The sequence below is a fragment of the Spiribacter sp. 2438 genome, assembly GCF_009676705.1.
Classification (GTDB): domain Bacteria; phylum Pseudomonadota; class Gammaproteobacteria; order Nitrococcales; family Nitrococcaceae; genus Spiribacter.
In genome coordinates, this window is record NZ_CP046046.1 from 1,290,613 (window position 1) to 1,309,935 (window position 19,323).

18 protein-coding genes and 1 other RNA gene are annotated in these 19,323 nt (G+C 66.2%); 5 read left to right on the forward strand and 14 right to left on the reverse strand.

Going from position 1 to position 19,323, the window contains the following annotated elements; genetic code table 11:
* Positions 1 to 30: 30 nt before the first annotated feature.
* Genes hrpA through thrH form a run of 3 tightly spaced genes read right to left on the reverse strand, consistent with a single transcriptional unit; the run spans position 31 to position 4,953 of the window.
* On the reverse strand, positions 31 to 3,768 hold the full coding sequence (gene hrpA, locus GJ672_RS06430) for an ATP-dependent RNA helicase HrpA (protein ID WP_154296419.1): 3,738 nt from the start codon (positions 3,766 to 3,768) through the stop codon (positions 31 to 33).
* The gene (locus GJ672_RS06435; RefSeq protein ID WP_154296420.1) at positions 3,761 to 4,348 is read right to left on the reverse strand and encodes a metallophosphoesterase; all 588 of its coding nucleotides are present in this window, start codon (positions 4,346 to 4,348) and stop codon (positions 3,761 to 3,763) included. Before GJ672_RS06435 ends, hrpA begins: the two co-directional genes overlap by 8 nt.
* A complete protein-coding gene (thrH, locus tag GJ672_RS06440; protein ID WP_154296421.1) occupies positions 4,345 to 4,953 on the reverse strand; it encodes a bifunctional phosphoserine phosphatase/homoserine phosphotransferase ThrH in 609 nt (202 codons plus the stop codon). Before thrH ends, GJ672_RS06435 begins: the two co-directional genes overlap by 4 nt.
* A gap of 166 nt (positions 4,954 to 5,119) precedes the next feature.
* Here thrH and GJ672_RS06445 point away from each other — a divergent pair, with 166 nt between their 5' ends.
* Complete coding sequence (locus GJ672_RS06445) at positions 5,120 to 5,803, forward strand: Bax inhibitor-1/YccA family protein (protein WP_154296422.1); 684 nt, start codon at positions 5,120 to 5,122, stop codon at positions 5,801 to 5,803.
* A gap of 67 nt (positions 5,804 to 5,870) precedes the next feature.
* On the opposite strand, the gene GJ672_RS06450 is transcribed toward GJ672_RS06445, so the two are convergent.
* The 4 genes from GJ672_RS06450 to GJ672_RS06465 are packed head-to-tail and all read right to left on the reverse strand — an operon-like array spanning position 5,871 to position 8,133.
* Positions 5,871 to 6,638 carry an energy transducer TonB gene (locus GJ672_RS06450; protein WP_154296423.1) on the reverse strand — a complete coding sequence of 256 codons (768 nt, stop codon included), beginning with the start codon at positions 6,636 to 6,638 and terminating at the stop codon, positions 5,871 to 5,873.
* A complete protein-coding gene (locus GJ672_RS06455) occupies positions 6,639 to 7,079 on the reverse strand; it encodes a biopolymer transporter ExbD (protein WP_154296424.1) in 441 nt (146 codons plus the stop codon). It abuts the gene before it with no gap.
* Positions 7,076 to 7,501: a biopolymer transporter ExbD gene (locus tag GJ672_RS09535; protein ID WP_229381834.1), complete on the reverse strand. Its 426-nt coding sequence runs from the start codon at positions 7,499 to 7,501 to the stop codon at positions 7,076 to 7,078. The genes GJ672_RS06455 and GJ672_RS09535 overlap by 4 nt, the downstream gene beginning before the upstream one ends.
* Positions 7,498 to 8,133: a MotA/TolQ/ExbB proton channel family protein gene (locus GJ672_RS06465; protein ID WP_154296425.1), complete on the reverse strand. Its 636-nt coding sequence runs from the start codon at positions 8,131 to 8,133 to the stop codon at positions 7,498 to 7,500. Before GJ672_RS06465 ends, GJ672_RS09535 begins: the two co-directional genes overlap by 4 nt.
* 41 nt (positions 8,134 to 8,174) lie before the next feature.
* Here GJ672_RS06465 and cysB point away from each other — a divergent pair, with 41 nt between their 5' ends.
* Genes cysB through GJ672_RS06480 form a run of 3 tightly spaced genes read left to right on the forward strand, consistent with a single transcriptional unit; the run spans position 8,175 to position 11,780 of the window.
* Complete coding sequence (gene cysB, locus GJ672_RS06470) at positions 8,175 to 9,161, forward strand: HTH-type transcriptional regulator CysB (RefSeq protein WP_154296426.1); 987 nt, start codon at positions 8,175 to 8,177, stop codon at positions 9,159 to 9,161.
* A 4-nt stretch (positions 9,162 to 9,165) separates the two neighbouring features.
* Positions 9,166 to 11,076, forward strand: a complete 1,911-nt coding sequence (locus GJ672_RS06475; RefSeq protein WP_154296427.1) for a DUF294 nucleotidyltransferase-like domain-containing protein — start codon at positions 9,166 to 9,168, stop codon at positions 11,074 to 11,076.
* The gene (locus tag GJ672_RS06480; protein ID WP_154296428.1) at positions 11,073 to 11,780 is read left to right on the forward strand and encodes a 3'-5' exonuclease; all 708 of its coding nucleotides are present in this window, start codon (positions 11,073 to 11,075) and stop codon (positions 11,778 to 11,780) included. The genes GJ672_RS06475 and GJ672_RS06480 overlap by 4 nt, the downstream gene beginning before the upstream one ends.
* Here the strand turns inward: GJ672_RS06480 and GJ672_RS06485 are convergent.
* From GJ672_RS06485 to ffs, 6 genes are all read right to left on the reverse strand, one after another.
* On the reverse strand, positions 11,777 to 13,447 hold the full coding sequence (locus GJ672_RS06485; RefSeq protein WP_154296429.1) for a BCCT family transporter: 1,671 nt from the start codon (positions 13,445 to 13,447) through the stop codon (positions 11,777 to 11,779). The two genes, GJ672_RS06480 and GJ672_RS06485, sit on opposite strands and share 4 nt — an antisense overlap.
* A gap of 14 nt (positions 13,448 to 13,461) precedes the next feature.
* The gene (locus GJ672_RS06490) at positions 13,462 to 13,878 is read right to left on the reverse strand and encodes a universal stress protein (protein WP_154296430.1); all 417 of its coding nucleotides are present in this window, start codon (positions 13,876 to 13,878) and stop codon (positions 13,462 to 13,464) included.
* A 164-nt stretch (positions 13,879 to 14,042) separates the two neighbouring features.
* Positions 14,043 to 14,642: a recombination mediator RecR gene (recR, locus tag GJ672_RS06495; protein WP_154296431.1), complete on the reverse strand. Its 600-nt coding sequence runs from the start codon at positions 14,640 to 14,642 to the stop codon at positions 14,043 to 14,045.
* Between the two features lie 4 nt (positions 14,643 to 14,646).
* Positions 14,647 to 14,967 (reverse strand): YbaB/EbfC family nucleoid-associated protein, encoded by a 321-nt coding sequence (locus tag GJ672_RS06500; protein ID WP_154296432.1) that lies wholly within the window; start codon positions 14,965 to 14,967, stop codon positions 14,647 to 14,649.
* A gap of 9 nt (positions 14,968 to 14,976) precedes the next feature.
* Positions 14,977 to 16,710, reverse strand: coding sequence for a DNA polymerase III subunit gamma/tau (dnaX, locus tag GJ672_RS06505; RefSeq protein ID WP_154296433.1), 1,734 nt, complete (start codon positions 16,708 to 16,710; stop codon positions 14,977 to 14,979).
* A 49-nt stretch (positions 16,711 to 16,759) separates the two neighbouring features.
* An RNA gene (ffs, locus tag GJ672_RS06510) (signal recognition particle sRNA small type) lies at positions 16,760 to 16,856 on the reverse strand.
* Between the two features lie 63 nt (positions 16,857 to 16,919).
* On the opposite strand from ffs, the gene chrA reads away from it, so the two are divergent.
* A complete protein-coding gene (gene chrA / locus GJ672_RS06515; RefSeq protein ID WP_229381835.1) occupies positions 16,920 to 18,086 on the forward strand; it encodes a chromate efflux transporter in 1,167 nt (388 codons plus the stop codon).
* 3 nt (positions 18,087 to 18,089) lie between these two features.
* Here chrA and GJ672_RS06520 read toward each other — a convergent pair whose 3' ends face one another.
* Positions 18,090 to 19,268 carry an FAD-dependent monooxygenase gene (locus tag GJ672_RS06520; RefSeq protein ID WP_154296435.1) on the reverse strand — a complete coding sequence of 393 codons (1,179 nt, stop codon included), beginning with the start codon at positions 19,266 to 19,268 and terminating at the stop codon, positions 18,090 to 18,092.
* Between the last annotated feature and the right edge of the window lie 55 nt (positions 19,269 to 19,323).

Here is a 19,323-nt window from a genome sequence, read left to right on the forward strand (position 1 = left end):
TTGTCTTCGGTTAATGGCCGCCGGGGCGGCTCAACGCACCGCTTCCCAGGCTTGGGCCAGTCTTTTCTCGGAGACCCGCTCACGGGTGCCCAGCTCCTGCGCAAACAGGGAGACCCGGTATTCCTCCAGCATCCAGCGCACCGTGGTCAGCGCCCCGTCACGAATCCCGCGACGGGCATGCCGCGCCCGGGCCTCGTCCAGTCGGAGCTGGTGGGGTGCAATCACGGCCAGACCCGACTGGTCCCGATTGGGATCCCGCTGCAGCCGCTCCAGGCGACGCGATATCCCCTCCAGATAGCGGGGCAGTTCGCTCAGCCGCCCGGCCGGGGTCTGGAGGAGAAAGCCGGGGTAAATTAACCCATCCAGCTGCTGGCGCACGTCCTGGAAACTGTCGATCAGGCCCAGGGGCACATCCCGCCGCAGCACCCGACGTACGGCATCCTGGCGCGCAAGGATATCAGAGACCAGATCCCGCAGCCGTTCACCCTCCTCCACCAGGCGTTCACGACCCGCCGCACCACAGGCCCGGTAGGCTTCCCGATCCCGGGGCACCGTGTCGCTCAGGAATGTCCGGTCGAAGGCCGCCTCCGCCAGATCCCGTTTCAGCGCCTCGGGGGTGTCCACATCGCGGTAGCTCAGGGCCATGCGATCCAGCCCCTCCAGGCCGCGACGCAGGTGCCGGGCCTGTTGCGCGAAGCGCTTCATGAGCAGCCGCCGCACGCCGGCGCGATGACTCAGCTCGGCGCGCTCGGGGCTATCCAGCAGACGCAGCGCCACGTGCTCCCCCTCCACCTGCAGGGCCGGGTAGCCCTGCAGGGTCACGCCACCCTGCTGGAAGGGCACCCGCTCCGGCAGGGCACCGAAATCCCAATCGTGAACCCGGTCCTTTTCAAAGCCGCTGTCCGTCGGTGCCGAGAAACGCTCCGAGGCCTGGCCGGCGAGATCCCGCTGCAGCGCTGGCAGATCGCGACCGCTGGCGATGGCCCGGCCGTCGCCATCCACAATGGCGAATCGCATCTGCAGATGGGCCGGCAGCTCGAGGGATTCCCAGACATCGCCGGGCAGGTCAATGCCGGTCATGCGCCGCAGCTCCTGGCGGACCGCGGCCTCCAGTGAGCCTTCGCGATCCGGCAGCGATTCCAGCACCGCCCGGGCGAAGTCCGGCACCGGCACGAAATTGCGGCGCAGCGACTTGGGCAGGGCCCGAATCAGGGTTACCACTTTTTCCTCCAGCAATCCGGGCACCAGCCATTCAAAGGGCTCCGGCGGGAGCGCATTGAGGGCCGCAATGGGCACCCGCACGGTCACGCCGTCATCCGCCGCGCCGGGCTCGAAGTGGTACTGAAGGGGCAGCCGGACGCCGGCAATGGCCCAGTGATCGGGGTAAGCCTCGGCCACCGGATCCGCGGTGCTGGACATGAGCTGTTCGCGGGTCAGCCGCAGCGACGCGTCATCGCCGCCCGCCTTGAGCCACCGCGACAGACTGGGACCATCCACCACCTCGGCCGGCAGCCGCTCGTTATAGAAATCGAACAGCGCCTGCTGGTCAATCATCACATCCCGGCGTCGGGTCTTGGCTTCCAGGGTTTCCACGGCTTCCGCCAGGGCCTGATTGGCCTTCAGAAAGTCCGGCGGGTTCGGCGGCGGCGTACCCAGCAGCCCGTCACGGATGAAGATGGCCCGGCATTCCTCCGGCGCGACCCGGGCATGGTCAATCTTGCGGCCACTGACGATGGGCAGACCGTAGAGGGTGACGTCCTCCCGCCCCAGGACCTTGCCCCGGTCCGCCTGCCACCAGGGGTCGTGGTAGCGCCGCTTGACCAGGTGGGTGGCAAGGGGCTCGATCCACTCCGGCCGAACCTCGGCGGCGGTTCGCGCAAACACCCGGCGGGTTTCCACCAGCTCGGCGGCCACGATCCAGCGCGGGCGACGACGGGCCACCCCCGACCCCGGGTGAATCGCCAGCTTGAGGCCCCGGGGCCCCCGATACTCCTCGCCATCCTCGCGACGGGCCACGTTGGACAAAAATCCCGTCAGCAGTGCCCGATGAATGCCCACGCCCCGGGCCGGCGTGTCGTTCTCGGTCAGGCCCATGCCCCGCACCAGCCCACGCAGCTGGCCATGGACGTCCGCCCATTCCCGCATCCGAACATGGGAGAGGAAATGATCATGGCACCAGACCTGCAGCTTGCGCCGGCTCAGGTGCCGGGCCTGCTCCCGATAGTCATTCCAGAGCCGCAGCAGGGTGATGAAGTCGGACTGGCGATCCTGCCACCCCGCCTGGGCGGCGTCGGCGGCATCCCGATGATCCATGGGGCGCTCCCGCGGATCCTGGATGGAGAGCGCCGCCGCGATCACTAGCATCTCCGCCAATGCGGCCTCCCGCTCCCCCGCCAGCAGAATCCGCGCGAGTCGAGGGTCCACCGGCAGCCGGGCCAGGCGCTGCCCGAGCCGCGACAGCCGCTGCCGGCGGTTGAGCGCCCCCAGTTCATTGAGCAGCTTGAGGCCGTCTTTGACATAGCGCGGATCCGGCGGCTCGATGAACGGAAAGGCGTCAATATCCCCCAGCCGCAGGTGCTTCATCTGGAGAATCACCGAGGCCAGGTTGGTCCGCAGAATTTCCGGCTCGGTGAACGCCGGGCGGGCCTGATAATCCGCCTCGTCGTAGAGGCGGATACAGACACCCGGCGCCTCACGGCCGCAGCGCCCCGCCCGCTGGTCCGCGCTGGAGCGGGCCACGGGTTCCACCGGCAGGCGCTGGACCTTGGTGCGATAGCTGTAGCGGCTGATGCGCGCCAGGCCGCTGTCCACCACGTAGCGGATACCGGGCACCGTGAGGGACGTCTCCGCCACATTGGTGGCCAGAACAATGCGCCGGCCACGATGGGCGGCGAAAACCCGTTGCTGCTCGGCGTTGGACAGTCGGCCAAATAGCGGCAGCACTTCGGTGTGGGGCGGATGGTGCTTGCGCAGGGCCTCGGCACATTGGCGGATCTCCCGCTCGCCGGGGAGAAAGACCAGGATGTCACCCCGACCCAGACCGGCCAGCTCATCGCAGGCGTCCAGCACCCCCTGCCGCAGGGTCCGCTCCCGCTCGTCCTCGTTGAGCGCCGCCAGCGGACGGTAGCGAACCTCCACCGGATAGCTGCGTCCCGACACTTCAATAATCGGGGCGTCATTGAACTGCGCGGAAAAGCGTTTCGGATCAATGGTCGCGGAGGTGATGATCACCCGCAGGTCAGGCCGTCGTGGCAGCAGCCGCTTGATATACCCCAGCAGGAAGTCAATGTTGAGGCTGCGCTCGTGGGCCTCATCGATAATCAGGGTGTCGTAGTCGGCCAGATCCCGGTCGCCTTGGGTCTCGGCGAGCAACATGCCATCGGTGAGCAGCTTGACACGGGTCTCCGGCGTGGTGCGGTCGCCGAAGCGGACCCGGTAGCCGACACCACGGCCCACCTCGGTGCCGCACTCCTCGGCAACGCGGCTGGCGAGGCTGCGGGCGGCAATTCGTCTTGGCTGGGTGTGGCCGATCATGCCGTCGATGCCCCGCCCCAGCTCCAGCATCAGCTTTGGCAGCTGGGTGCTCTTGCCGGACCCGGTCTCGCCACAGATGACCACCACCTGATGGGACTGGACCGCCTCGCGAATGGTCTCGGCGTGGGCCAGGACCGGCAGGTCCAGGGCATAGGTCGGTTTCAGGGGCGCATCACGCCGAGCGATGCGTGCCGCTTCGCGCCGGTGCTGACCGGATCCTCGGTTGTCAGCCATCCCGCCGCGGGTTGGGTGCCTTTCGGCCGTCCCCTGATCGTTTTCGCGGTCCCGGATAACTCTTCGGCTCGAACTGCCGCGTATCCAGCGCCCAGCCCTCCTCACCGCAGACCAGAATCATGCAGCCGGGGCCGCCATAGGTGCGGGTGCGGCCAGCGGCGCCCGGGTTGAGTAGCCATGGCATGGCCGTCTGATCGGAGTGCTGACGATGACTGTGGCCGTAGACCACGGCGCGGCAGTCGCCGTATTGCCGGCGATAGCGCCGATGACGCTGTTCCAGACTGCCGCCGTCGTCGCCATGCACCACCTTGAGCCGCCCGCCCGGCAAATCCAGTACCGCTTCTGTGGGCAGCGTGGCCAGAATGTCTTCCTCGCCGTCCGCCCAGTGTGCGGCGTCATCGTTATTGCCGCGGATGGCAATCACCGTATCCCGGGGCTGGAGCGCAAACAGAATGTCGGCGCCACCGATGTCTCCGGCATGAACGGCGACGTCGCACTCGGCGACGCAGTCCGCCACCCGGTTGTCGAGGAAACCATGGGTGTCGGCGAGCAATGCGACCCGAGTGGGCGTCTGGGTCATGATTGATCGAGCCTGTCGCTAATGGCCTCGGACAGGGCGGCATAGTCGCCCATCACCGGAAAGTCGGGGAAGTCCCGGATCACGTTGTCGGGGGCATTGAACAGAAATCCGTGATGGGCCGCACCCAGCATCCCGGTGTCGTTGTAGGAATCGCCGGCGGCGGCCACATTGAAGTTCAGCTGACGAAACGCCTCCACGGCCGCGCGCTTGTGATCCGGCATTCGCAATTGATAGCCGCTGATGCGTCCGTGCTCGTCCGTCTCGAGGGTGTGACAGAACAGGGTCGGCCAGTTCAGTTGGCGCATGAGGGGCCGGGCAAATTCGTAGAAAGTGTCCGACAGAATGATCACCTGGTAGCGGGCCCGGAGCCCATCGAGAAATGTCAGCGCGCCGTCGAGGGGCGCCATCCGGTCAATGACCGCCTCGATGTCACGCAGCCCGAGGTTATGCCGGTCCAGCTCGGCGAGACGCATCTGCATGAGCTCATCGTAGTCGGCGATATCCCGGGTGGTCGCCCGCAACGCGTCAATGCCCGTGAGATCGGCAAAATCAATCCAGATTTCGGGGACCAGAACCCCTTCCAGATCCAGGCAAATGATATTCACAGAATTTCTCTCGTTGGGTAACCACCGGGGTGGCGGAAGTTAAGGCTTTTACGGGTGGCCTGCAAGCCGCCATGGCGGCCTGAAAGGCGAGTGAACCAACGTGACACTGGAGCGATCTAATGGCACTGTTGCAGAGTATGCCCAAACACTCACGGGAGGTAATTCGATGGCTCAGGACTTTCGCGCGGTAACCGCCGGCCGGACCACAGGGGCCGGATCGGTCCTCGCAACCAACCGGGTGCTGCGCAATACCTATGCGCTGCTCGCCATGACTTTGCTGTTCAGCGCCTCCATGGCCGGCGTGGCCATGGCGACCAATGCGCCACCGGTGCACTGGGTGCTGGTGCTGGCCGGCTATTTCGGCCTGCTTTTCCTCACCACCGCCCTTCGAAACAGCGTCTGGGGCCTGGTTAGCGTGTTCGCGCTCACCGGCTTCATGGGGTTCACCCTCGGGCCGATCATCAGCTTTTATCTCACCGCATTCGCCAACGGCGCCGAACTGGTCATGATGGCCATGGGCGGCACCGGCGTGATGTTCCTGGGGCTGTCCGCCTACGCGCTGACGACCCAGCGGGATTTCAGCTTCATGCGCGGCTTCATCCTGGCGGGTGTGCTGGTGGCGTTCACCGGCGCCATCGTCGCGATCATCTTCTCCATGCCGGCCCTGTCGCTGGCCGTGAGTGCCGCCTTCGTGGTGCTGATGAGCGCACTGATTCTCTACCAGACCGGTGAGATCATTAACGGCGGTGAGACCAACTACATCATGGCCACCATCACACTGTACGTGACCATCTACAATCTGTTCCTGAGCCTGCTGCAGCTGCTCTCGGCCTTCGCCGGCGAGCGCTGACGCACCATCGGGGCCATCTGATCCGAACCCGGCGGCGGCAACGTCGCCGGGTTTTTTTATGCCCGCCTCAGGGAGTAAGGGAAAACCTCACCGGTACCGTGACTGTCGCCCTGGATCCTGTCATGGCGCTGGCGGGTGGCGCCGGCACCGGGCTGGCCTGATGCGCCATGCGACGAACCGCTTCATCCAGCAGCCCATGGCCACTGGACTCCAGCAGCTGAAAGTCCTCGATGGTGCCGGTGGCGTCAACGGCGAGCTGCAGGGTCACCGTGCCTTCCAGCCCACGGAGACGGGCCTGTCGGGGATAGTCCCGAAAGGCCATGAGGTGGCGACGCAGCGCCGCTTCCCAGGTCGCCTCCGCGACTTCGCGGGCATCCTCCAGGCCGGAATCGCTTTCGGCGCCAATCCCACCATCGGTGGACTGTCGTTCCGGATCCCGCTCTGAGGTCCGCTCGGGCTCAGGGTCCGTGACTAGCGGCGGATCCGGCTTCGCATCATCGCTGGGGGCGTCCTCGGCCGTATCAGCGGTCCCGCCCGTTTCGTCTGCCCCACCCGGATCGGTTTCCGGCGGCGCCATTAGCGGAACCGCGTCGCCCACCGGAACCGCCGGCGGCGGCGAAGTGGCCGGAGACGGCTGGCGGGGTAACGAATGAGGCGGCACATCGGCAGCAGACAGCACCCGAATGTCCGCCGCGGGCGGGGCCTCATCCAGGCCGGTGACGGGGCGCGGTGGGGCGGTCCACCAGCCGCTGAATGCCACCCAGGCGAGCCCGTGGAGCAGCAGGGCGGCGGCCAGCGCCAGGCACCGTTGCCATGCACCGATGGGGCTGTCCACTCAGTCCCCCGCGGGTTCCAGCTTGAGGCGGACCGGGCCAAAGCCCTCGGCCTCAAGGCGCGTCACCAGCGCGAGGACCTGACGGGCGTCCAGCCGGGCATCCGCCTCGATCAGCACGCCCTGCCCCCCAGTCGCCGGCGCCGGCGCCTGCCCCAACCGCTCAACCAGGACCTCCTTGGACAGACGCTCACCCGCCAGCGCCAGCTCACCGGTACCGGACAGCGCGACCCGATGGGCTGACGGATCATCCCGGATGCCCGCCTCGGAGCGGGGGGCTTCCACGTCGAAGGGAGCGGGAGTCACCAGCACCGCCGCCATCATCAGAAAGATCAGAATCAGAAACACCAGGTTGATCAATGGCAGCAACGAGGCATCGCTCCCGGGGTTGGCGGGGGCCAATCGCCCGGTGAGGCTTCGGGTTGCCGTTCGCCGAAGACTCATGTCGATGGCACTCCCACTAGCCGGATATGCCGGACGCCCTCAGCCTCCAGGGCGGACAGGTAGTCCACCAGGGCCTGCACCGAGAGTCCCTCATCGGCGATCAGCGCCACCACCGTCATTTGATCGGGATGCGTATCGCGGGCCTCGTTCACCCGATCCGCTACCCCCTCGGCGGACACCAGCGGCTCATCGCCCCGGGGCCGCAGCCCGTGGACCGTGGCGTCATACCAAAGCACCCGGGCATCAACCGGCATGTCCGCGGGGTCAGCGGCAACCGCCGGCACCACCTCGAGAGCGGATTCCCGTTGCAGGCTTGCCGCGAGCATGAAGAACACCAGCAGGATGAAAACCACATCGATCAACGGTGTCAGGGAGACGGCCCGACGCGGCGAACGGGCCATTTGCTCGGCGAGGGGCCTCACGGCGTATCGTCGACGGCGCCGGGGTAGAGTGTGCGGCTCAGCAATTCATCCATGGCATGAGCCAGTCGCACCACCCGCTGCTCCAGCAGGTTAAAGATCAGGACACAGGGAATGGCCAGGGCAAGCCCCGCTGCCGTGGTGATGAGCGCCGTCCAGATACCGCCGGACAGCGCGCCGGGGTCAACCGGTCCCTGTGCGGCCTCCAGGGCCTGAAAGGCATCGATCATGCCCAGCACCGTGCCGAACAGGCCGATCAGGGGCGCCAGCTGGCCAATAACCTCCAGGGTGCGCAGGCCATAGCGGAGCTGCAGCAATGACGCCGTTCCCTGGCGCTCAAAGGCTTCCCGAAAGGCCTCGCCCGGCTCGCCCCTGGGAGACGCAGCCATGCCGGACAGTAGCGCCATCGACAGCGGATCCTGCTGCCCGGCCAAGTGCGCCCGGGCATCCGGCGACTCGCCCTTTTTCCAGTCCGTGACCGCCGCATCGACCCAGACCGGCGGCCGCAGGCGCACGCCCCGCCACTGCCAGAGCTGCAGCAGAACAATGGCCGTTGCCACCACGGACAGCCCCAGCAATAGGGCGATCACCGGTGCCCCGGCCCCGAGAGCGGTCCAGTTATTTACAAAAGGCATCAAAAAGCCTGACTATACATCTAGAACGAATTAAGGATGCCATGAAACTCAATCAACTCCGTTACATCGTCGAGGTCAACCGACGGGGGCTCAATGTCTCCGCCGCCGCCGAGGCGCTGTATACCTCCCAGCCCGGTGTCAGCAAGCAGATCAAGCTTCTGGAGGAAGAGCTGGAAGTCCAGATATTCGAGCGCAGCGGCAAACACTTTACCCAGCTGACACCGGCGGGCAAAGCCATTCTGGCCGTGGCCGAGAGAATCCTGGCGGAGACCGGCAACATCGAGGCCATCGCCGCCGAGCACGGCAACCAGCAGGCCGGCAGCCTTTCCATTGCCACCACCCATACCCAGGCCCGGCATGCCCTGCCCCGGGCGGTGGAGGCATTCCGGCAGCGTTTTCCCCAGGTCAGCCTGCATTTCCACCAGGGCACACCCACCCAGATTGCGGAAATGGCCACCAGCGGCGAAGTGGATTTCGCCATCGCCACCGAGGCACTGGAGCTCTACGAGGATCTGGCCATCCTGCCCTGCTATCGCTGGAACCGCAGCATCGTGGTCCCCGAGGGCCACCCCCTGTGTGACCAGCAGCCCCTGACCCTGGAGGCGATTGCCGAACATCCCGTGGTCACCTATGTGTTTGGCTTCACCGGTCGCTCCCGACTGGACGAGGCCTTTGCAGAGCGGGGCCTCAGCCCGGATGTGGTGTTCACCGCCACGGACTCCGAAGTGATCAAGACCTATGTCCGATTGGGACTGGGGATTGGCATTCTGGCCAGCATGGCTTTTGATCCCGACAGCGACACCGGCCTGGTGGCTCTGGACGCCAGCCACCTGTTCGAGTCGAGCATCACCAGCATTGCGTTCCGCCGCGGCGCCTATCTGCGGGGCTACATGCTCGGTTTCATCGAAACCTTCGCCCCGCATCTGAGCGCCGATGTCGTCGAAGAGGGGCGTCAGGCCCGAACCCGGGCGGAGCGGGACGCCCTCTTTGAGCGGCTTGAACCGATGCTGGACCCGGTCAGTCCATAGCGGTATGGACCCCGAACTGCTGGAAATCCGGCGTCACCTCAGCCACTACCCGCCCTTTGATGCGCTCAGTGACGAGCACCTGGACGCCGTGGTGGAAGCCATTGAGGTGAGCTACTGCCGCGCAGGCACCCAGGTCCTGTCGCCCGATGAGACCATCGATGCGCTGCACTACATCCGAAGCGGCGCGGTGGAGATCTACCGACGCAGTGGCGATCTGTTCGACCGACTGGGCGAAGGGGGCATATTCGGGCATTACGCCTTGCTCCGAGGCCGGCGGATTCACTACCCGGCGGTGGCGCTGGAGGACACCCTGCTGTACCGGATCCCGGCGGACGTGTTCGACCGGCTCTGCGAAGAAGATCCGGAGTTTTCGGATTTCATGGAGCTCGGCCGCGGCCGGACCAGCCCGGACAGTGCCGAGGCGCAACGCCCCCATGGACTGATGTCCGCCCGCATCCGCCGGCTCGTCACCCGCCTGCCGGTGATCGCCGCCAGCACCGACAGCGCCCGCGAGGTGGCCAGCCGGCTCGCGGACGATCCCCTGGGGGCTGCCCTGGTGGCGGAGGCGGAGGGCGATGACCCGCGTTATCGCTACACCGACGCCGAGGGTCAGAGCTGGCAGATCGTTGGCATTGTCACCGACCTGGATTTCCGCCGCCGCCTGGTGGCCGCCGGCCTGTCCCCGGACACGCCCATCGCCGACATCGTCTCGGATCGCCTGATCGCGGTTCAATCCGACGAAACCATTCAGGAGGCGCTGCTGCTGATGCTGCGCCATAACGTCCATCACCTGGCGGTGGTGCACCGACGTCGGCCGGTGGGCCTGATACGCATGGAGGATGTGGTCCGCTACGGGACCCAGGGCAGTCTCTATCTCATCGACAGCATCTTCAGCCAGGATTCGCCCTCGGCGCTGGCCACCCTGATGCCGGAAATTCACTCCTCGGCGGTGCGCATGATCCGGGATGGCGCCGATTCACGAACGGTCAGCACCACCCTGACTTCAATCGGCCGGGCCATGACCCGGCGACTGCTGGAGCTCGCCGAAGCCGAGCTGGGGCCGCCGCCGGTGCCCTATGCGTTCATGGTGATGGGCTCCATGGCCCGCGGCGAGCAGACCCTGGTCACGGATCAGGACAATGCCCTGGTGATTGATGACGCCTTCGACCCGGCCCGGGACGACGCCTATTTCCGCGAACTGGCGGAATGGGTCAGCGGTCACCTGGACGCCTGCGGCTACACCTACTGCAAAGGCGGCATCATGGCCACCAACAAGCAATGGCGACAGCCGCTGTCGGTCTGGAAGCGCTATTTCATCAACTGGATCGAGTCGCCCAACCCGGAGCGCCTACTGCACTCCAACATCTTCTTTGACCTGGACAATGTCTACGGCGAAGAGCGCTTCGTGGAGGCCCTGCAGGATCTGGTGGCCGGGGAAGCGGGTAACCACCCGGGGTTTCTGGCGGCCATGGCGCGCAACGCCCTGAACCGCACGCCCCCGCTCGGGTTTTTCCGGGACTTCGTCATGGAAAAGGACGGACGCCACAACAATTCTATTAACGTTAAACGCCGCGGCACCGCACCGCTGACGGATTTGATCCGCATCCATGCCCTCGCCTGCGGTTCGCGAGCCCAGAATTCCTTCGAGCGCCTTGATGACATTGCCGAGACCCAGTTGCTGGGTCCGGGGGTACCGGAGAGGCTTCGCTTTGCTCTGGAGACGCTGAGCCAGACCCGTCTGGAACACCAGGCCATTGACATCGAGCAGGCGCGCGAACCAGACAACAACATCGAGCCGGAAAACGTTCCGAACAAACAGCGGGCCGAGATCAAGGAAGCGTTCCGTGCCCTCAGTCAGGCGCAGAAGTTCCTGCGGTTCCGCTATCCCAGCCCGGCGGTGCGCCAACGCTCATGAAAGCGCCCGCCGGCAGCGACTGGCCCGCCTGGCTGGCGCATCGGGCCGAAGCGTCCGGGTCCGAGTCTTTGCGGGGCTACTATGCGTCGCTGGGGTGGGATCCCGGCCAGGCGATAGCAGATACGCCGCTGGTGGCCGTGGACCTGGAAACCAGCGGCCTGGACCCCCGCCGTCATGCCATTCTGAGCATTGGCGTGCTGCCGTTTACCCTGCAGGGCATCCGGCTGGCCGATCGCCGCCAGTGGTTGTTGCGCCCCCCGGCCGGGTTTTCCGGTGAGAGCGTTGCCTTTCATCACATCACCCATGGCGATATCGAACAGGCAGCGGACTTCGAAGCGGTCCTGCCGGCGCTCCTGGACACGCTGGCCGGACGATTGATGGTGGTGCACTACCACCCGCTGGAGCGCCGTTTTCTGGACCATGCCACCCGAATGCGGCTGGGCGAAACGCTGAAGTGCCCGATGATCGACACCATGGAACTGGAAGCCCGCCGGCATCGACAGGGGTGGGGAAGCCGTTGGCGGGCTCTGCTGGGCCGAACCCCGACTTCACTGAGGCTCAATGACAGCCGGGCCCGTTACGGCCTGCCCCCGTATGAAGGGCATCGAGCCGTGCTCGATGCCCTGGCCACCGCCGAGTTGCTGCAGGCTCAGATCCAGCATGCCTACAACCCCTCGACGCCGCTGGAGTCACTCTGGGTCTAGGCTGATCGGGGTTCGTCCAGCAACCCTTTGACGATGGCGTAGCAAGCCACCAACAGCACCAGCGTAAACGGCAGCCCCGCGGACACCGCCATGGCCTGCAGGGCAACCAGGCCGCCGCCCAGCAGCAGGGCAATGGCGATGGCGCCCTCGATGATCGCCCAGAACATCCGCTGCGGCTTCGGTGCGTCCACCTTGCCACCGGCGGTGATGGCATCGATGACCAGCGAGCCGGAGTCGGACGAGGTCACGAAGAACACAATCACCAGGAAGATGGCGATCACCGAGGTGATCAGCGACAGCGGCAGGTTGGCCAGCATCTCGAAGAGCTGCAGATCACCCCCCGCCGCGGCCACGCCATCCAGCCCCAGGTTGACCACCTGGTTGATGGCCGTCCCGCCCAGCGCCGTCATCCACAGCACCGAGACCAGCGTTGGAATGATCAGCACGGCGATCAGGAACTCGCGCACGGTCCGGCCGCGGCTCACCCGGGCGATGAACATGCCCACGAACGGTGACCAGGAGATCCACCAGGCCCAGTAAAAGGCCGTCCAGCCCTGGGAGAAATTGGCATCTTCCCGACCAAAGGGATTGGAGAGCGCCGGCAGATGGGTGAAGTAGGAAACCAGGTACTCAAAAAAGCCGGTAAGGATAAAAAGGGTCGGCCCGACGATGATGACGAACAGCAACAGCAGACCCGCCAGCACCATGTTGATCTGGGAGAGCCGCTGCACCCCCTTCTCCACACCCAGCGCCACCGAGCCCAGTGCCACAACGGTAATGGCAATGATCAGCAGCACCATATTGGTGTCGGTGGGCTCAACCCCGAAGAGATAGGAAAGACCCGCCGTTGCCTGCTGAGCCCCCAGGCCCAGGGAGGTGGCGAGCCCGAACAGGGTGGCAAATACCGCCAGCACGTCAACCACGTGGCCCGGCCAGCCCCAGACCCGCTCACCAAGGATCGGGTAGAACACCGAGCGCATGGTCAGCGGCAGGCCCTTGTTAAAGGAAAAGAGCGCCAGCGCCAGTGCCACCACCGCATAAATCGCCCACGGATGGATCCCCCAGTGGAAAATGGTGGAGGCCATGCCCAGGGAAATGGCGGCGCTCTGATCCCCCGCGGCGGCGCCGAGCGGTGCCCAGTCGGTGCGAACCCCGTCTTCAAAGGCGGTGCCCCCCATCGCCGTGCCGTAATGGCTCAGGGGCTCCGAGACACCAAAATACATCAGGCCAATGCCCATGCCGGCGGCGAACAGCATGGCGAACCAGCCCGCGTAACTGAAATCCGGTGTCGCCTCCTGGCCCCCCAGCCGCACCTTGCCCAGCGGGGTAAAGATCAGTCCCAGGGTCAGCAGCAAAAAGACATTGGCACCGGCAATGAAAAACCAGGACATATTGCCGGTCAGCCAGTCCCGCAGGCCCTGGAACAGCGGCGCGACCTCGTTCTGCAACGCCAGAGTCACAATGACAAATAGCAGAATCACCAGTGCCGAGAAGGTGAACACCTTGCCGTGCAGGTCAATGTCAACGCCCAGGGGCGCCGCCGCGACATTGTCCTGGCCAATGACGTAATCGGTGTCAATCAGGTTGGCCGCGCCCTCGGGGGCGGGAATCCCCGCGGAATCGTCGGCGTTTTTATCGCCGTTCTGGTTGCTGTTTTTATCCGTCACGATCCGTCTCCGTTTTACTGACGCACGAGAAACACCGAGACATCGGTGCTGGAAGCCACTTTGGTGCCATGGGATGGCACCACCGCGTCAAGATGCTTGGGAAGGTGGGTGGCCATGACCACCAGATCGGCATTCACGGCGGCGATGGCATCGACAATGGCATCGTCGACATCCGCCACCGGGTCCGGTGAAGCGGTGCTGTGGGCCGAGGTGGTTTGACCGTGGACCTGGGCCTGCTCGTTGGCGAAAGCCTCCAGCAAGCCGTGGTACTCCTGCGGTGTGCGGGCGAGGGTGCCCGGCGTGGTGGCGGTGACACCGAAGTAACAGACTTCGGCACCATAATGCCGCGCGAGGTCGGCAGCGGCGGTGAGCCCCGGTTGCAGCGCATCGAGATGGCTCAGGTCCACCGGGACCAGAATTTTCTTGAACATAAGATCGCTCCCTGCTTAATCAGCACAGGGTCGCGACCCCAACCATCAAAGCCATTCCGGCTGGCCAATAAATCGATGCCGCCAATCCCTGCACTGTGAAGTGTTTTATACCCTGAGCCAGCCCTCGGCCCGAGGTCAACCGCCGGGATCGCCCGGATGACCGCCTATTTCAGCGCGGTTCGACCGGCAAAGGCGTGGGACAGCGTCCCGCTGTCGACGTATTCGAGATCGCCGCCCAGCGGCACGCCGTGGGCGATTCGGGACACCCCCACCCCGGCTGCCCGGGCCATTTCGGCAACGTATTCAGCGGTGGCCTGACCCTCCACCGTGGGATTGGTGGCGAGGATGATTTCCCGCACCTCGCCGACCCCCAGCCGCGCCTCCAGCCCGTCCAGACCCAACTCCAGGGGGCCTATGCCGTCCAGCGGAGACAGATGCCCCTTGAGCACAAAGTACTTGCCCCGGTAGTCGGTGGCCTCCTCCAGCGCCTGAATGTCCGAAGGATTTTCGACAATGCAGAGCACGGAGCCGTCCCGGCGCTCACTGGCGCAAAGCTCGCAGACCGAGTGTTCACTGAGCGTCCGGCAGAGCCGGCACTCCCCCACCCCCTCGGCGGCGGCCTCCAGCGCGGCCGCCAGGCGACGGGCTCCGCCCCGGTCGTGCTGGAGCAGGTTGTAGGTCATGCGCTGGGCCGAGCGAGGCCCGACGCCCGGCAGACAGCGCAGGGCGTCCATGAGCTCTCGCACCAACCGGGATTCGGCCATGGGGCTAGAACGGCAGCTTCATGCCGGCGGGCAGGTTCATACCCTCGGTGAGGCTGCCCATCCGCTCCTGCGTGACCTGCTCGAGCTTCTGAACCGCGTCATTGCAGGCCGCCGCCACCAGGTCTTCCACCATTTCCCGATCGTCATAAACGCTTTCATCGATGCTCACCCGCCGAACCTCGTGGCGGCCGGTCATGATCACGCTGACCATGCCGCCTCCGGCCTGGCCGGTGACCTCCATCTCCGCCAGTTCGGCCTGGGCCTTCTGCATTTCTTCCTGCATGCGCTGAGCCTGCTTCATCATGTTGCCGAGTCCGCCTTTCATGCTCTGCTCCTACTGCTTCGGCCGGATGGATTCGCTAATGACTTCGGCACCGAATGTGTCCCGAAGTGCCTGAATATTGGGGTCGCTTTCGATGGCAGCGCGGGCTTTGGCCTGGCGCTCATTCTCCACGCGTTCCGCGGCGGCCGCCGGGGTATCGCCGCCGGCGGCCCCCACCTGGATGTCAATGCGCAGACCATCGCCGAAGCGCTTTGCCAGTGCCTTGGCCAGTCGGGTCTGGGTCGTCGGATTCACCAGGTGGGCATGGCCCTCGTCGATGGCCAGCCGAACACGGTCGCCCTCCTGGCCAGCCCACTCACAATGGTCGGCCAGCGCCCGGGCCATGCCGGTGACGCCCAGCGCCTCCACCAGCGCGTGCCAATCCACCGCTTCGGCGGAGGCGGGCTTGGCGCCGGCAGCCTCGGCGGGAGCCGGCTCGGCGGAGTCAGCCTCAGCGGGCACCGGCTCGGTGGGGTCAGCCTCAGCGGGGGCCGGCTCGGTGCGGTCAGCCTCAGCGGGGACCGGCTCGGCAGAAGCCGGCTCGGCGGATTCAGCGGCTTCGGCAACGGCTGATGCCTGGGGCCCGGAAGGGGCCGCTGCGGATGATCGGGCCGTTGAGCTTTTAACCGCCGGCGGCGGGGATCCGTCGGCCGCCCCCGCCTCCGGCTGAAATGCCAGCATCCGCAGCAGCGTCATCTCGAATCCGGTGCGCGGGTCCGGCGCCAGCGCCAGATCCCGGCGGCCACGAACGGCGATGTCGTACATGAGCTGCAGCCCGGGCCCGTCGAACCGGCCCACAATCTGTGCCAGCCGCTGGCTTTGCGGCGTTTCCTGATCGAAGACCTCCGGCACGGTTTCAGCCAGGGTCAGCTGATGAAGCACGGCCAGCAGCTCGGACAGCGCCTCGTCAAAATCCGGCGATGCCTCGGCCAGGCGCTCCACCGCCGCCAGCAATTCGGCGCCGTCGCCGTCCGCCAGACATTCCAGCAGTTCGCAGAGGTGTTCCTGGGGCAGCGTACCGAGCATGTCCCTCACCTCGGCATCCCGCAAGGCGCCGGCGCCGAAGGCCAGGGCCTGGTCGGTCAGGCTCAGCGCATCACGAAGGCTGCCCGCGGCCGCTGTCGCCAGCCGCTGTAACGCCGCCGGCTCGGCGCTGACGCCTTCGGCCTCGGCGATGCGGCCCAGGTGGTCGACGATGGGCTTGGGCAGCAGGGGCTTGAGGTTGAACTGCAGGCAGCGCGACAGCACGGTCACCGGCAGACGCTGGGGGTCCGTGGTGGCCAGCAGAAACTTTACATGCGCCGGCGGCTCTTCGAGGGTTTTCAGCAGGGCGTTGAAGCTGTGCGTCGAGAGCATGTGCACTTCGTCAATCAAATAGATCTTGAAGCGGCCCCGGGTAGGCGCGTACTGGACGTTGTCCAGCAAATCCCGGGTGTCTTCGACCTTGGTCCGTGAGGCGGCGTCCACCTCGATCAAGTCAACGAAGCGACCGGCGTCGATATCGGTGCACGCGGAACATTCACCGCAGGGCACATCGGTGACGCCATGAGTCTCGCAGTTGAGGCACTTGGCAAGAATTCGTGCCACCGTGGTTTTGCCAACACCGCGGGTGCCGGAGAACAGGTAGGCATGGTGAAGGCGCCCGTTGGCCAGTCCGTTCGCCAGCGCACGCAGGACATGTTCCTGACCGACCATTTCCGCAAAACTGCGGGGCCGCCATTTGCGGGCGAGCACCTGATATGTCATGAGCCAAAGTATATCATCGCGCCCGGTGAGCGGCGGAGGAGAAAGTGCGGGGCGCCAGCCACACCCCGGCGCCCGAATCCACCGCTACCGCTGCTCCCTTCCGGGCCTGACGGGGTTTGCGGTTTATCGTCGCGGGGGGACCAGCGCCACCGCGGGAGTGATGCTAGCAGTTCAGGGGCAGCCGGGACAGCCTGGCGAAGGGGATTTCCGTGGCGGCCATTGCCGAAATTTTCTGGACGTTCTTCCGCCTGGGGCTGATTGCCTTCGGCGGCCCGTTGGCCCACCTGGGCTACTACCGGCGCTGGTTTGTTGAGCAGCGGCAATGGATGAGTGACGGCGCCTACGCCCAGCTGGTGGCACTGGGCCAGATGCTGCCGGGCCCATCCAGCAGCCAGACGGGCTTCGCCATCGGTATCCACCGGGCGGGTCTCGCCGGCGGCCTGGCCGCCTGGGTCGGTTTTACGCTGCCCTCGGCGGTGTTGATGATCGGGCTTGGCATCGGCCTTCAGCGCGTCGAGGATCTGGCGGAGAGCGGCTGGCTGAATGGCCTGAAGCTCGCCGCCATCGCCGTGGTGGCCCAGGCGGTTTATGGCATGGCCCGGCAGTTGTGCCCGGATCCGACCCGGGCGATCATCGCCGCGGCCGCTGCCCTCGGCGCCAGCCTCATCCCCGGCATCAGCGGCCAGCTGGGGGTGATTATGGTCGGTGGTCTGGCGGCGATGCTGCTGCTGTCGCCCCCCGCCAGCGGCCCGGGTGACCTGCGGGTGCCGATGCGTCGACGCACCGGTCTGATGGCACTGGGCCTGTTCGTGCTGGGACTCGGGGTGATCGCCCTGCCCGGGAGCAGTGAATCCCTCTGGGGCGTCCTGTACCGCAGTGGCGCGCTGGTATTCGGCGGCGGCCACGTGGTCCTGCCCCTGCTGGAGACCGGCCTGGTCACCCCCGGGCTGATTGACAACGATCGGTTTCTGGCCGGCTATGGCGCGGCACAGGCCGTCCCGGGCCCGATATTTACCTTCGGCGGCTATCTGGGCGCTCAAATCGCCCCCGGGCAAGCCGTTGCGGCGGGACTGCTGGGGGTGGCGCTCATTTTTGCCCCGGGGCTGTTGTTAATGACCGCGCTGCTGCCTTTCTGGCACTCCCTCAGCAAATGGCACCGAATTCAGCAGGCGCTGCTCGGCATCAACGCGGCGGTGGTGGGGCTGCTGGCCGCGGTACTGTGGAACCCCCTGCTCACCCGCGGGATCACCGATCCGGCGGATGCACTCATTGCCGCGGCGGCGCTGGCCGCCCTGACGGCGGGCCGGGCCCCGTCCTATCTAGTGGTGGCCGCCTGCGCCATCGCCGGTGAGGTGGCCCTGCGACTGACCGGCTGACGGTTACTGACCGTCGAGGGCATAGCGCAGCACCCGGCGCTTCACCCAGCCACCGCGATCCGCCAGTCCCATGCCCCAACCACGGACCACGCTCAGCGGCCCCAGGGGCGCGGTAAAACCCACATGAAAAGCCGTCATGGTGGACTGCATGAGATGGTTGTCCGGGCGCCGGGCCCGCTCGTAGGCGGCCAGCCGCGGGGGGTGTCCCGGGGGCAGCCCCTGGCGGATGGCCTCGGCAATCTCCTCCGCCAGGGCCCGGGCATCCCGAAGACCCAGATTCACCCCCTGACCGGCCAGGGGGTGAATGACGTGGGCCGAATCCCCCACCAGCACGGTATTGCCCGCCCAGTAGCGCCGGGCATGGAGCCGTCGGATGGGAAATCCGCCGCGGCCGTGGAGGCGCGCGATCCGCCCCAGCTCCACGGGCATGGCATCTTCCATGGCGCGAATGAAATCGCCCTCGGTCAGTGCCAGCAGCTCCCGGGCCCTGGCCGGGCGGACGTACCAGACCAGCGAGGCAGCGCCCCCGGCCAGCGGCAACAGCGCCTGGGGGCCCTCCGGGGTAAACCGCTGCCAAGTCTGGCGCTCTGCGGCGGGCTCGGGATCGACGCTGGCCACGATCGCGTGCTGGTCGTAGTCGCCTTCCTGGACCCCAATGCCGGCGGCATCCCGAAGAGGCGAAGCCGCCCCGTCGGCGGCCACCACCAGCGCCGGGTCCAGGCGGCCCTCGCCTTCCACGTGAATGGCCGGGCCGGCATCGGTGGTCTCGATGTCCACCGCGGGCGCCGGCGCATCCAGCTGCACGCTGGTGAGTTGCCGGGCGGTTTCCAGCAACGTGGCCTGCAGGTGATCGTTTTCGAGAAACAGGCCAAGGCGATCCAGACCCAGTTCATCGGCATGAAATCGCAACCGCCCACCGCCGCTGACATCCCAGGTCATGACCTCGTCAAAGGGCGCCAGACGATCCGCCTGCAAACCCGCGAAGGCACCGATCTCTTCCAGGTACGCCAGGGAGCGCCGATTCAGCGCGGACACCCGCAGACGGGGCGGCTCCTCGGGATGGGGCATGACCGGCGGGCGGGCTTCCAGGACCCGGACTGGAATACCACGGCGGCCCAGATCCACCGCCAGTGCGGCTCCGACCATGCCCCCGCCGACGATCAGAATGCGTGTGCCGTCCATCGGAACCTCCTTGATGATTGGAAATGGTGCCACAGGTACCGACCAGCATGCTGCC

Excerpts from the sequence above, each read along its gene's own strand:
- hrpA (WP_154296419.1), bottom strand. The coding sequence starts at position 3,768 with ATGGCTGACAACCGAGGATCCGGTCAGCACCGGCGCGAAGCGGCACGC.
- GJ672_RS06435 (WP_154296420.1), bottom strand. The coding sequence starts at position 4,348 with ATGACCCAGACGCCCACTCGGGTCGCATTGCTCGCCGACACCCATGGT.
- GJ672_RS06445 (WP_154296422.1), top strand. The coding sequence starts at position 5,120 with ATGGCTCAGGACTTTCGCGCGGTAACCGCCGGCCGGACCACAGGGGCC.
- GJ672_RS06455 (WP_154296424.1), bottom strand. The coding sequence starts at position 7,079 with ATGAGTCTTCGGCGAACGGCAACCCGAAGCCTCACCGGGCGATTGGCC.
- GJ672_RS06465 (WP_154296425.1), bottom strand. The coding sequence starts at position 8,133 with ATGCCTTTTGTAAATAACTGGACCGCTCTCGGGGCCGGGGCACCGGTG.
- cysB (WP_154296426.1), top strand. The coding sequence starts at position 8,175 with ATGAAACTCAATCAACTCCGTTACATCGTCGAGGTCAACCGACGGGGG.
- GJ672_RS06475 (WP_154296427.1), top strand. The coding sequence starts at position 9,166 with ATGGACCCCGAACTGCTGGAAATCCGGCGTCACCTCAGCCACTACCCG.
- GJ672_RS06480 (WP_154296428.1), top strand. The coding sequence starts at position 11,073 with ATGAAAGCGCCCGCCGGCAGCGACTGGCCCGCCTGGCTGGCGCATCGG.
- GJ672_RS06490 (WP_154296430.1), bottom strand. The coding sequence starts at position 13,878 with ATGTTCAAGAAAATTCTGGTCCCGGTGGACCTGAGCCATCTCGATGCG.
- recR (WP_154296431.1), bottom strand. The coding sequence starts at position 14,642 with ATGGCCGAATCCCGGTTGGTGCGAGAGCTCATGGACGCCCTGCGCTGT.
- GJ672_RS06500 (WP_154296432.1), bottom strand. The coding sequence starts at position 14,967 with ATGAAAGGCGGACTCGGCAACATGATGAAGCAGGCTCAGCGCATGCAG.
- dnaX (WP_154296433.1), bottom strand. The coding sequence starts at position 16,710 with ATGACATATCAGGTGCTCGCCCGCAAATGGCGGCCCCGCAGTTTTGCG.
- GJ672_RS06520 (WP_154296435.1), bottom strand. The coding sequence starts at position 19,268 with ATGGACGGCACACGCATTCTGATCGTCGGCGGGGGCATGGTCGGAGCC.